A 13929-nucleotide genomic window follows, 5' to 3' on the forward strand; every position below is an offset into this window, starting at 1 on the left:
TAAATTACTCGTGAGATCAAAAAGTAACGTTCAGGGAGAAATTATACGAAGCCGATGGTCGCAGTTTCAAATTCGAACTGGATGGCGGAAAATCGGGATCCCAATGCAATTCATTCTTCGTCCAAATCATTCCCAGGTTTCTTCCCGCGGCTGATAATGATATTCCTTTAACCGGTATCCTTGTGAACAGATTTCCAGGCAAATCGTAAGTCAATGAAATTTCTCGTAAGCGGATGTGATCACCGCTCAAGTAATTCATATCAGCATTCACATACCGAATCAATCCCGTTGTACCGTTGCCCACCAAACCCGGCACATCTGTAAAAGCCTCATCGCCTGGTTTGCGCCAACGATCCGCGAGTAGGTTATTGTAATCGTATGTTGTAAATCCATACCTGCCAGGATAATGCGAAGGCACATCTTTCCTAAACACGTAACCGAATTTATATGTGGCTAAGAAATATAAGGACAAGCCCTTATAACGGAATGTTTGGCTAAGGCTACCGAAGTACCTCGGGGACCTGTTGCCTACGTACTTCAAGTCATCAATGGAAGTTGGCGACTGGTAAATATTCAATGTATCCCCTTTCGCTCCGCGGATCAACGGGCTGCCATTAGCATCGAGACCCAGGTAACGGAATGCCATTACGTAATCGGAAGAATAACCCTTGATAGGTCCGGCAAAACCGGCTGATTGTAACAAGGTACTTGTAATATTAAACCTTGAATCTGTAACCTCGTTCTTATTATAAGAGAATACCATGCGCGTATTCCAACTAAAATCCTTGGAACGGATAATTTGATAATCGAGCGATAAATCCACCCCTTGTCCTGAAAGGGTCGCGGTATTCCTCGTGATCTGGTTAAAACCTAAAGTATTGTCTACCGGGAAGGAAGCGAATAGATCCTTTCCTTTCTTATAATACAATTCCGCAGAACCATTTAACCGGTGATTGAATAAACCGAAATCTATACCGAAATTATAAATACCGGTTTGCTCCCAACGCAAGGAAGGATTCGCCGGGAATAATATGCCGGCATAGGGATCATACGGCGGGCTGTAAGCATCGTTAACAAGATAAATCTGGTCATATGGCAATGCCGATAAACTGATATTACCATTAATACCGTAAGTTACCCTGGCTGTTAAGCTGCTCAACCAATCAACATTCTCAAGGAAATGTTCCTTGTTTGCAGCCCAAGCAAAGCCGGTGGACCAGAAAGGCTTAGCACGGAATTTTTTATCCAGGCCAAAGTTGTTATAATCATCGTAACGGGCGCTACCGGACAATGTATATTTACCTTGGTAGGTATAAGAGAAATTACCGAAATAAGATAAATAACGCTTGCGGACATCCGTATAACTAGCATTATAATTTAAGTTCCTATAATATCCATCCACCGAAATGAAAGGCGTAGAATAATCGACCGGTTGACTCAGTTGCCGCTCCTTATTATAACCGTAGAGAGAATTTCCTTTACCCATCTCGATGGTTTGGCGCACCTCCATACCGGCAATAGCATTCACCTGGTGTACACCTTTAAAATTACGGTCGAAGTTCAATTGTTCGCGGAAGCTGTAATTATTTTTATTGTATTCCATGTAGTTCACGATCGCCCCTTTGGGTATGCCGTAAACCAGCTCTCCATTTGCATCGATAGAAGTCGCGGAATTAACCAGGTTCCTAGCGTAATAACTTTTCTCATCGTATAAAGCTTCGGAAGTGGAAGTCCCCCTTTCAATCATGTACCGCGTATTCAAGGAAAGTCCTTTATAAATAGGAATGTTTAAAGCGAAATTGGCAGCATAATTACTTTCGTTGACACCTGTATTGTTTAATTCAAGTTCATCCAGGTAATTCAGCTTCCAGGGAAGATATCCTTGCGCCTCTAAGCCGTCCAGGCGACCACCGTAGTAAGCTTTTGAATAATAAACACGGTTACCGTTCTCATCAACGATCTGGTCGTAAGGCATAAAAGGCGATCCTGAAGCCGCATACACACCGTAACCGTAATTACCGTTCTTGACACGGAACCAGTTGCCCCTTAAATTAGCAGATAAGGTAATGTTCTTAAAGAATTTAAAATCTTGATTAATGGAAAGCGTCATCCTTTCACCGAAGTTCCCTTTAACAGCTGTATTTTCCCTGTCATAGGCGCCTGAAATAAAATAAGTATGCCTATCTGTACCGCCACTTACATTAATATCATAGTGTTGTGTTGTAGCTTCTTGTAACAGGTAATCCTTAACCTGCTGGCGGGAGTCGCGGCCCCTTAACACGTCCAGGGCGCTATCGAGTTGTGTTTGTGAAATTTCATTCCTTTTAAACTTAAACATCCAATCCACCGCTTGGCTTACAGGTAGTTGCTGTGCGGGGGAGAGCGTTGTAGGATCGTATATCATGCCCTTATCAACCAATTCCTGCTCATAATCGATCATCTGCGAAGCATTCATCAAGGGGAGTGAATTGAGCCTAGGCTTACCATTGGAACCGAATCCGGCAGTAAAAGAAATCCTCGGGGTAGCATCATTAGTTTTACCTTTCTTGGTAGTAATGACGATTACGCCCGCGGATGCCCTTGCACCCCAAATAGAGGCCGCCGCAGCATCTTTCAGAAAGGTGATCTGCTCCACATCAGCCGGATTTATCGTGCGTATATCGAGCTCCGTAGGAAACCCGTCGATAACCAGTAATGGCTTTTTATTAACATCGCCATTTAAGGTCGTCGCTCCCCTGATCGTAATATTATAACTGGTAACGCCGGCGCCATCACCATTTAAATTTCCGTAAACAAAACTGTTATCAGATTCGGTAAGGTTTAATTGCACCCCGGCAACTTGTCCTTCCAAGCGATTTAAAACATTCGGCACGGGAATTTTCTCTAATTGCTTGGCAGTTACAACGCCGAAAGAACCGGTGGCCCTTTCCTTCGGTAAGTTCACGTAACCGGTAGACACTACTTCAACTTGTTTCAATGAGCCTACGCGATCATTAAGTTCCACCTTCAAAACCTTGCTGGTTCCCAGCATCACATTCCTACGTTCATACCCGATACTCGAAAATATCAACATGGTTTCATTACCCGGTAGTTCTATAAAAAACTCGCCGTTATCATTAGTAAATGCCATCTTTTGAGATTGAAGCCCGACGATAGAAACACCGGGAATACCTTGCTGATCGCTATTCACTACCTTTCCTTCCAGCTTTCTTTTGCCTGCTGAGGCAGGAGTAGAAGTATTTTGATCCTTCTCTTCCTGCGCTTCCTTGGGCAATTTTTTGATTAATACATTCTGGCCTTTTATCGTATAGGTCAAATGAGTCCCATTCAATAATTGATCCATCACTGTATTCAAAGATTCATCTTTACATTGGTAGGTCACCGGTTTCAGCCCATCCAAATCCTTGGACTGGTAACCGATAAACTTACCGGATTGCAACTGCACCTGCCTCAAAGCTTCCTTCATGGGCACTTGCGACAAATGCAACGTAATCTTGGCTTCTTTCTGCTGGCCAAATACAGCGGCATAGTGTAGGCATAACAATGCCAGTAGCACCGATACAAATTTTCTTGTCATCTTGTACTTTAAAATTGGTTGATCGAAATCCTGGTTAGTAAACTATATAACCTCCGTTATTCCTGGCATATTTAGCGTTTGCCAGTTCGCATAAATTGTCGAGGGCACTCTCAATAGATGTGTTCTTGAAGAATCCAATGGTCATGACAACATTGGACAAAGTATCGTTCTGTAGTTCTATCTTCGTTCCATAATAGATCTGTAGATCCATCAATATATCCTTTAGCGACTCATCTGTGAAGCTGATATTCCCGGATTGCCATGCCAAAATATTGGCAGGTATCGCGATGCGTTTTTTAGCAATGCCCGTAATTACTTCTAATTGCAACTCCTGTCCTTTTACCAATGTAGAAAGCACCTTGTTATCCTGGCTGACTTTCACTTTACCTGTAACTACGGAAACGGTCGCTTGCTGCCTACCCGGGTAAGCTTTTATGTTAAAGGAAGTTCCCAATACCGTTGTTTTTACCTTTCCGGGACTTTCGATAACAAAGGGCCATTGTGCCGCTTTGCTCACCTCGAAATAAGCTTCCCCTTCCAGGTACACTTCCCTTAAATTATCTTCGAAATGATCGGGATACCGTAATTCCGTCCCCCCGTTTAGCACGATCCTCGTACTATCCGATAATACGATCACTTTCCTTTCGTTATTTCCTGTTCTGACGGTCGTATAAGCCGCGATCACTTCCACCTTGTTAGTATCCCGGTAGTGGAAGGCAAGTTCGTTGACTTGCGATCCGGAACCGGCAATCAACCAAGATGCGATGCCGGCAACCAATACCACCGCGGCAGCATAATACCATCTCCGCAATTGTTTGCGGGCGATTGGTACAACTTTGGTTTTATTAAAACCTTCGCCCGGGATATCCAATTTACCATCCGCGGATATAAAGGCAGGAGAATTGGTATTCAATTTTACTTCATCGTATAGCTCATCTAACAGCGTTTTCATCCCTTCTTCGTCTTGGTGTTGTTGATACCAATCAAAAAAAGCATCCCGTTCTTCCGGGCTGCACTTCCCGGAGACGTACAGTTTAAATAATCTTCTAAATTGTTCCTGGTCCAAAGTAAAATTGATTAAAGTTGTTTCCCGCCAAGGGAACAACAACTATATGACGTTTAGAACAGGGCGATGTCCTATTGCAGTGAAAAAAAAATTTAAAATAATTTCACATGATCCTTGATCACGCTACGGAGATAGGCCATGGCGGCGGTTAACTGGTTCTTTACGGTAGATGGGGATATATTTAATTTGCTGGCAATTTCCTTCCTAGATTTACCTTCTACATGGCTCAACTGGTATATAATCCTCCTTTGCGGAGGCAGTTGGCTAACAGCCTCAGAAAGGGCCACTTCGTATTCTTTCAGGACGATGGTATCATATACATTCGTATCCTCCCATTGGTGACCGTTAAAATATTCAGTTCTCAGTTTGCGGTCATTGGCCAATTGGCGCAGTACATCCATCACCTTATTACGCACCATACGGTATAGGTAATCTTCCATGTTATCGATCTGGCTGAAACGCTCACGGATCGACCATAGTTTAATAAACACTTCCTGGATAATATCCCTGGCAAGGATCTCAGATTGAACGGTTTTCAGGGCAAAATTATAAAGCGGGTTCTCATACAGGCGGAAATATGCCGTGAATTGCTCCAACAACATTTGATCCGAATCCCGTATAATACCTTCCCTTTTTCCCATGTGTAAACTATAAGTTTCAACATCAAACTTACAAAAAATATTAAGTTTCCAATTGCAGGGTAAACATTTTGATATTTCATATATCTGGATAAATTTATGGATCACAATGGGATAGCAAATAATCAGCATGTATATTCTATCTACTAAAGCATTCATTATTAGTATAGTATGATAATTGCTAGTTCGAGATCCCGAGCATTGCTGGTTCGAGATCCCCAAGCATCGCTGGTTCGAGATCCCAAGCATTGCTGGTTCGAGATCCTCAGGCATTGCTGGTTCGAGATCCCGAGCATTGCTAGTTCGAGATCCCGAACATTGCTAGTTCGAGCTTCCAAGCTCGGACTCCCATATGGAACAACGTTCTACTGATAGAACATCTTGTTCGGCAGCAACTGGAATCTAACAATTGGCAGTTCGTGGTGCAAGGAGTAAGTACAATTTCATTCCCGGTACATTTGTAAATGTCCTCAACTCTGTGTGGGTCCGAGCTTGGAAGCTCGAACCAGCAAATTTTTTGGGTATTTCGACTAAGCATTCATAATACGAATCCTGATTTCGAACAACTATGACTTCTATACATGTTTACTATTACCGGGTCCTAATCTTTTCTAAATCACCGATATAAAACGTTGCATCTCTTCCATGGTGCCTACTGTAATGCGAGTCCATTTCCCTTCTTGCTCATAGATTCCAGTTCCTTGTATTTTATTAATCTTCAATACGTCAAAAAAGTCATGTTCATATTCTTTCAATGAAAAATAAATGAAGTTCGTGTAAGAAGGTATGCAATGTAAACCCTTGGATTGCAACTGTGATACCGTATAAGCACGTGCCGCGTTATTTTTTATATTACAGTCATTAAAAAAATCCTTGTCCTTTAACGCTGCCATCGCACCTACTCTCGACATCACGCTGATATCGCCGTTAGGCCATACTTTAAGCTTGAGGAGGGCATCGATTGTATCGGGATGCGCCATCGCGTAACCAACCCTTGCGCCAGCCATGCCGTATATTTTAGAGAAGGTCCTGATGACGATTAAATTTTTTATGTCCTTTACCATATCACAAACAGATGGTTCTTCGGTAAACTCCAGGTAGGCTTCATCTACAACAACCATTGTTTTCTTTGCTGCCTCCCGGATAAAATCTCTCAATTTCGTGGCATCTACGATCGTTGCGGTGGGATTATTCGGATTACAGATATAAACAAATCTTGTTTCTCCCGTGATCTTCGACTGCATCGCATCCAGGTCATTGCGTTTATTTTCATCTAGCGGCACGGCAATTTTTGTCAATCCTTGCTGTACAGCAATGTTCGTCCAATTAGTAAAGGAAGGATCCGCAATGACAAAATTCCCTTTTTGCATGGAATAATAAACGGCTAACAAGTTTAAAATCTCTGTAGATCCTGCCGTGACAAGAATATTTTCCCCGGGTAAGTTATTTTTATCGGCAATCGCTTTCATTAATTCGGAGGTAATGTCCCAATTATAGCGATTACTTTTCATCATATTCTCGATCATGGCGCTCCTGGCCATCGGGGATGGACCGTATGGATTTTCGTTTGAACTTAAGCGGATGACATCCGAAGGGGCTAAACTGCGGCTTTTCCCCTCGTTATTTGCCGGTGCAGCAAAAGATTCTAAACTGGAAAGACCTAAAGCCAACGTTCCCAGTCCTATTTGTTGAAGCCATTGTCTTCTATTGGGTTGCATAGAGATAGTTTTTAATTTTCACGATCAGGATAACTTTTTTCTTACAAACGAAATTATCATGTAATCGTTTGATAAGCATTTTACATTTAAATATACTGTTATTTTGTAAAGCGCTGATGTTAAAATTATCTTATAAAGCTGGTACGCAGACAGCCTTCCATTGTCCAAATAAACACCTATAAATTACCAGATCTCACCGCTTCCCTTCATTATCAATACAGTAATTTTGATTTATGCTTATACCAGGCGTAAACGGAATAATTACGATCATTTCAAAAATTTATCAAAATGAATACGGTAACAACAGTAAAACTATCGACCCAACAAATTGCGGACAGGTTTCACGAGCTGGCTCAAAAAGAGCAATGGTTCGATATCCAGGACGAGCTTTTTTCTGAAGATGTAGAAAGTATAGAACCGGAAAACTCCCCGTATTTTAAAAATGCCGAGGGGAAAGCAACTGTAAAACAGAAAGGTATGGACTGGGTTAAAAAGGTTACAACCGTACATAGCGCCCGCACCAGCGCGCCCATAGTAGCCGGAAATATATTCTGCGTCAGCAGGTTCAAGGACATTACCGTAGCAGGGATCGGGCGTTTCCAGTTGGATCAGATCATGATGTACAAGGTGGCAGACGGTAAAATTACCATGGAACGTTTTTTCTATGATGCTCCTGCCAGGTAGGATTACCGGCGATGCAGTGAGTGACACAACGGCGGCTGAATAATGAGTCCAAGGATGGCTAAAAAAAGCACCGCAAGTAAAAACAAGCAGTGCTGTAGTGTAGTAGTAAATCGATACATCAATTAACCCTTTATTGAAGACCCCGGTAGTTATTTATCCTGGCCTGATATAAACTGCATCACGACTAAATCAGCGCCATGCATAACTTTGCATGATAACAATAGAAATGATAAAGCAATTTTGTTTTAGAGATGCAGGGTGTAAATAATTCCATAAAATAATTTCAGCTAAGTTGTTTGACAGCATTCACCGGGCCAATTGCGATAGGTACAAAAAACGAGTTGGTTCCCGGCAATCACCGGGAACCAACTCGTTGAATATATGTAAATCCTATCCGCTTATTTCCATCCGCCACCTAATGCGCGGTAAATATTTACCTTGGCATTCATCTGCGCTTTGCGGGTTTCAATCAATTCAAACTTCGACTCTAAAGCATCTCTTTGCGTCATTAATACTTCCATATAATCTGCACGCGCCGATTTAAACAGCTCGTTGGAGATATCGATGGACTGGGTTAAAGCGTCGACCTGCTTGGATTTCAGGTTGTAGCTTTGGGAGAGGTTGCCGATTTTAGCCAACTGGTTCGCCACTTCGATATAAGCATTTAACAAAGTTTGTTCATAATGATATACCGCTTGAATTTGCTTGGCATTCGCGGAGGAATACGCGGCTTTAATGGCGTTCCTGTTAATCAACGGCGCCGCCAAATCGCCGGCCAATGAGTATAGCAAGGATTCCGGTGTTTTAAACAGGTAGGAAGGATTGAAAGCCTGGTAACCGATCCCGGCGGAAATTCCTACGGAAGGATAGAACCTTGCGCGGGCAACTTTCACGTCTAACTTTGCAGCGACCAGCTCCAGTTCCGCCTGCTTTACATCCGGCCGGTTCGCCAATAATTGCGATGGCAACCCGGCTTTCAATTGCTCGATAGAGGCCGTGTTAAATGCATCTTTATCACGAGCAATGGTTTGCGGGTAACGACCCAGCAAAAAATTGATCTCGTTCTCCGTTTCGGTGATTTGCTGTTGTATATCGAATTGTAAACTTTTTGTTTTCAGCACTTCCGCTTCGAATTTACGAACGGCCAATTCGGTCACTTCCGTAGCTTCCTTTTGCGCCCTCACGATTTCTAAAGCACTGGATTGAATGCCGACGTTTCTTTTAACGATATCCAGTTGATTATCGAGCGCCAACAATTCGTAATAAGCATTGGCTATTTCCGCGATCAAGTTAGTCACCATGAAGTTTTTCCCTTCCACGGAAGCGAGGTACCGGCCCAGGGCCGCCTTCTTAGCATTATGCAATTTTTTCCAAACATCCACCTCCCAGTTAGCATATAGGCCGATCAAAAGATCACCCAGCGGATCGGGCATTTCCTTTCCCGGTTTGATATCGGTTGTGGCTTCGCTGGCGCCGCGGCTAGTATAACGGGCAACCTTGTCAACGCCTGCACCGGCACGAAGCCCTACGGATGGTAAATATTCCCCTTTACTGGCCCTCACTTCATTCCTGGCGATTGCTATTTCCTGCAAGGTGATATTTAATTCCTGGTTGTTATGCAGGGCGGTATCGATTAATGCTACCAGGTATGGATCCGTAAAATATTCGCGCCAATTCGTTGCCGCGATATTGGCAGAATCCCGCGAGCCGTTATAGCTCGCAGGTACCGTTTTGTTCTCTGTTTTCCCTGTAATGCCGGGGATCTTACAAGATGTGAAACACAACACCAGGCAAGCAATACCCAGGCTATGATAAATGTATTTTCTCAACATTATGGTCAATTAATTCAGTTAATGGATTCTCTTCTTCATCTTTGATCAGTTTACGTTTTTCAGCGATCGATCCGAATACATAATACAAGCCGGGTACGATGATGACGCCGAAAATGGTACCGAACAACATACCGCCAGCCGCCGCGGCACCGATGGTACTATTACCTACCGCACCGGGACCGGAAGCAAAAACCAATGGTATCAAACCGGCGATAAAGGCGAAGGAAGTCATCAGGATCGGGCGGAAACGCACCTTGGCGCCGTCTACGGCAGCACGGAATACCGTGGCCCCGGCCCTGTGCTTTTGCACCGCGAACTCCACGATCAAGACCGCGTTTTTACCGAGTAAACCGATCAGCATCACCAAACCTACCTGCGCGTAGATGTTATTTTCGAGCCCCATCAACTTCAGCAGGAAGAATGAACCGAAAACCCCGGTCGGTAAAGATAAGATGACGGAGAAGGGTAAGATGAAGCTCTCGTATTGCGCCGCCAAAACCATGTACACGAAAGCCAAGCAAATCAAGAAGATGTAAATCGCTTCATTACCGCGGCCAATTTCATCCTTGGTGATACCACCCCAATCGATATCGTAACCACGGGGCAAAGTTTCTTTGGCAACTTCTTTAATCGCCTCGATGGCTTCGCCACTGCTGTAACCCTGTGCCGGAGAACCTTTAATAGCCGATGAGGTGTACATATTATAACGGGTGATTTCATTCAACCCGTAAATCTTCTCCATCTTCATGAATGCCGATAAAGGCACCATTTCTTCTTTATCATTCTTCACGTATAACTTCAGGATATCTTCCGGCAGGGCACGGTACTGCGGAGCAGCTTGTACCATTACTTTGTACAGCCGACCGTAGCGGATAAAACTGGTTTCGTAGTTACTGCCGACCAATGTAGAAAGGGTTTGCATCGCGTTGGCGATGGTGACGCCTTTCTGTTGCGCGGCCTCGTTATCGATTTTCAGCATGTACTGCGGGTAACTGGCGCTGTAGAACGAGAAAATCGCGGTCAGCTCCTTACGTTTATTCAGGGCATCTACGAAATCTTTGTTCACTTTTTCGAATTTCTTATAATCGCTGGTACCCGTTTTATCGAGCAAACGTAAATCGAAACCACCTGCTGCACCGTAGCCGGGCACTGCCGGCGGTTGGAAAAATTCGATCGTTGCACCGGGAATGTCCTTGGATTTTTCTTCCAACTCGCGGATGATTTCTTCCGCGGATTGCTTTCTTTCGGACCAGTCTTCCAGGTTAATCAAGCAAGTACCGGAATTGGAGCCGGTACCTTCCGTTAATACCTCGTAACCGGCCAGGGAAGAAACAGATTGCACCCCTTCTATCTTCTCAGCGATCTTCTGCAACCTTTCAGAGATCTCGTTCGTCCTTTCAAGCGAAGATCCCGGTGGCGCCTGGATGATCCCGTAGATCATACCTTGGTCTTCTGTCGGGATGAAACCGGACGGCACGGTACTACCCAGGAAATAAGTAGCAGCACAGAAAGCAATCAGCAAACCGAATGTAACGGTGCGACGTTTCACGATACGGTTCAATAGATTGGTATAACGACCCGTTACCCGCTCGAACCACCTGTTGAAAGCATCCAGCAACCTGTTAATCGGCGTACGTTTCCTCGGCTTGCCATGATTATTTTTCAGGATCATCGCGCACAGTGCAGGCGTTAACGTGAGCGCCACCAAACCCGACAACACGATAGAAGTTGCCATCGTGATCGAGAACTGGCGGTAAAATATACCTACAGGGCCCGACATGAACGCCACGGGAATAAATACCGCCGCCATTAAGAACGTGATCGCGATAACGGCGCCGCTGATTTCATGTACGACCCGCTTCGTTGCTTTATACGGCGATAAGTGATCCTCTTCCATCTTCGCATGGACGGCCTCGATTACTACGATCGCGTTATCCACCACGATACCGATGGCCAAAACCAGCGCAAACAACGTGATCAGGTTCAGCGTTAACCCGAAGAACTTCATGAACATGAAAGTTCCGACCAGGGACACCGGTACGGCCAGCGTCGGGATCAGGGTTGAGCGCCAATCACCGAGGAACAGGAATACTACGATACCTACCAAGATAAAGGCTTCCACCAAGGTATGGATTACCTTTTCTATCGATGCATCTAAGAACTTGGACACATCGTAACTGATCTCGTAATTCATACCGGGCGGGAAAGAAGTTTTCTTCAACTTCGCCAAGGTTTCCTTTACTTCGCTAATCACCTGGCTGGCATTACTTCCGTACAGTTGTTTTAACACCAGGGCCGCGGAAGGTTTACCATTCAGGTTAGAATAAATATCGTAGAACAAGCTACCGAACTCGATATCAGCAACATCCTTCAACCGGAGCAGCTCCCCATCAGGGTTGGAGCGCAGGATAATATTTTCATATTCTTCCTTGGTGCTGTAGCGCCCGGAATATTTCATTACATATTCGAAAGCCTGCGAGCGTTTACCGGAGCTCTCACCCGTTTTACCGGGAGATGCTTCCAAGCTCTGTTCACCTAAAGACTTCATGATCTCTTCGGCAGAAATCTTGTATGCAGTCATCCGGTCGGGTTTCAACCAGATACGCATCGAATATTCCCGTGTACCCAGTATGCGCGCGTTACCGATACCTTTCAACCTTTTGAGTTCGGGTAGAATATTGATATCAGCATAGTTATACAGGAAACGTTCATCGGTATTTTTATCCTTGCTGTAAAGGTTGACATACATCAACATGGCCGGTTGTTCCAAGCTCGTCAACAAACCTTCCCGGATTACCAGGGGCGGTAGTTTATTCAATACTTTGGCGATGCGGTTCTGTACGTTCAATGCCGCCTGGTTGGGATCCGTACCGAGATCGAAAATGATCTGGATATTCGCTTCACCCGTATTGGTGGCATCGGAAGTCATGTATTTCATCCCGGCAACGCCGTTAATGGCTCTTTCCAAGGGGATGATTACCGTTTTTACCAACAGTTCGCCGTTGGCCCCGGGATATTCCGCCGAAACTTTAACCGTTGGCGGGGAAATAGCCGGGAACTGTGTTACGGGAAGCTGGGTAATGCACAGCACTCCCAGGAATACGATCACCAGGGATATGATGATAGAAAGGACTGGCCTTTTGATAAAATTCTTAAACATTTACATTTCTTTTGGCATTCATAGACTCTATTCCGCTTTCAATCTTAAATGTGAGATGACCTGCTTGGGATCCTGGAATTTATAAGTAATCTTATCCTCATCCCTCACCTTCTGTACACCTTCGAGCAGTATCTTATCGCCCTCTTTCAATTCATCGCCCAAGACAAACAGATCCGGCATTTCCGCGATTACATGAATTTCCTTGGACTTTACAACATTGTTTTTATCGACCAAGAATACATACTTTTTATCCTGGATTTCGTAAGTAGCTTTTTGCGGGATCACGAGGGCATCTTTTAATGATACGACCATTTGCACTTTACCGGTTTCTCCATGCCTGAGCAACCTTTCGGGGTTCGGGAAAATGGCGCGGAAAGCGATATTGCCCGTTTCATTATTAAATTCTCCCTCTATTGTTTGTACAACACCTGGGTGCTTGAACAACTGGCTGTTGGACATGATTAAGTTCACGGGCGTTTTAGCATTGCTACCGGTCAAAGCAGCTTGATAATTGAGATACTCCGGTTCGGAAACGTTGAAATAAGCGAACATCTGGCTGTTATCAGAAAGGCTGGTCAACAATTCCCCTTCGTCTACAAGGCTGCCCAGCTTGAGCGGCAAACGGTCGATGATACCATCGAACGGCGCCTTGATATCGGTAAAAGCCAGGTGCACCTTCGAAAGAGCTAATTCCGCATTTGCCTTTTTCAGCTTGGCTTCCGCCATGGCCAGTTCATTTTTGGAAACGATGTTCTTATCCGCGAGTGACTTGGTATTTTGCAATTCAATTTCAGCGGCATTAGCTTCCGCTTCAGCCTTTTCCATCTCCGCCTCGTAAACTTTAGGCATAATTTTAAACAGCGTTTGCCCGGCTTTTACATGTTGCCCTTCATCGACGTAAATGTTTTGCAAGTAACCTTTTTCCATTGCCCTCAGTTCGATATTCCTAACCGAACGGATTTGCGCGATATACTCCTTTGCTACGGAAGTATCAATTTTAAGGGGAGTGGTTACCAGGTAATTGGTTTCCCCTTCTTTCACTTCTTCCTTTTCCGATTTGCAGCCTGTATTGTACAACAAGGCACATAAGCCCATGAGCATGACAATTCTCTTCATAATAATGTTGCTTTTAAAGCAGGAGGATTTTTCTAAAATTTATTTGTTATATGATAGGTAGATTAAAAACAAAAGGTATCCGTAACCACCGGGAGCAAAATGCCGGTGGAAAGCAAAAACACGGTAAAAAAATTCCAA

Annotated in this window: 8 protein-coding genes; 1 reads left to right on the forward strand and 7 read right to left on the reverse strand. The window is 44.2% G+C overall.

The features are described from left to right. Window positions 1–16 precede the first annotated feature (16 nt). The 4 genes from COR50_RS17900 to COR50_RS17915 all read right to left on the reverse strand — a co-directional run bounded on the left by COR50_RS17900 (window position 17) and on the right by COR50_RS17915 (window position 6999). Complete coding sequence (locus COR50_RS17900) at window positions 17–3577, reverse strand: SusC/RagA family TonB-linked outer membrane protein (RefSeq protein WP_098195259.1); 3561 nt, start codon at window positions 3575–3577, stop codon at window positions 17–19. A gap of 34 nt (window positions 3578–3611) precedes the next feature. Continuing rightward, window positions 3612–4643, reverse strand: a complete 1032-nt coding sequence (locus COR50_RS17905; RefSeq protein ID WP_157760978.1) for a FecR family protein — start codon at window positions 4641–4643, stop codon at window positions 3612–3614. Window positions 4644–4735: 92 nt separating this feature from the next. Beyond that, window positions 4736–5284 carry an RNA polymerase sigma-70 factor gene (locus COR50_RS17910; protein ID WP_157760980.1) on the reverse strand — a complete coding sequence of 183 codons (549 nt, stop codon included), beginning with the start codon at window positions 5282–5284 and terminating at the stop codon, window positions 4736–4738. 608 nt (window positions 5285–5892) lie between these two features. Then, window positions 5893–6999, reverse strand: coding sequence for a pyridoxal phosphate-dependent aminotransferase (locus COR50_RS17915; protein ID WP_098195262.1), 1107 nt, complete (start codon window positions 6997–6999; stop codon window positions 5893–5895). Between the two features lie 288 nt (window positions 7000–7287). Here COR50_RS17915 and COR50_RS17920 point away from each other — a divergent pair, with 288 nt between their 5' ends. Continuing rightward, the gene (locus tag COR50_RS17920) at window positions 7288–7683 is read left to right on the forward strand and encodes a SnoaL-like domain-containing protein (protein WP_098195263.1); all 396 of its coding nucleotides are present in this window, start codon (window positions 7288–7290) and stop codon (window positions 7681–7683) included. 398 nt (window positions 7684–8081) lie between these two features. Here COR50_RS17920 and COR50_RS17925 read toward each other — a convergent pair whose 3' ends face one another. Genes COR50_RS17925 through COR50_RS17935 form a run of 3 tightly spaced genes read right to left on the reverse strand, consistent with a single transcriptional unit; the run spans window position 8082 to window position 13791 of the window. After that, entirely contained in the window at window positions 8082–9515 is a 1434-nt protein-coding gene (locus COR50_RS17925) for a TolC family protein (protein WP_098195264.1), read from the reverse strand. After that, on the reverse strand, window positions 9490–12675 hold the full coding sequence (locus COR50_RS17930) for an efflux RND transporter permease subunit (RefSeq protein ID WP_098195265.1): 3186 nt from the start codon (window positions 12673–12675) through the stop codon (window positions 9490–9492). Before COR50_RS17930 ends, COR50_RS17925 begins: the two co-directional genes overlap by 26 nt. A gap of 27 nt (window positions 12676–12702) precedes the next feature. Further along, window positions 12703–13791 (reverse strand): efflux RND transporter periplasmic adaptor subunit, encoded by a 1089-nt coding sequence (locus COR50_RS17935; protein WP_098195266.1) that lies wholly within the window; start codon window positions 13789–13791, stop codon window positions 12703–12705. Window positions 13792–13929: the final 138 nt, after the last annotated feature.

Origin of the sequence: Chitinophaga caeni, assembly GCF_002557795.1 — a bacterium.
GTDB classification, from domain to species: Bacteria; Bacteroidota; Bacteroidia; order Chitinophagales; family Chitinophagaceae; genus Chitinophaga; species Chitinophaga caeni.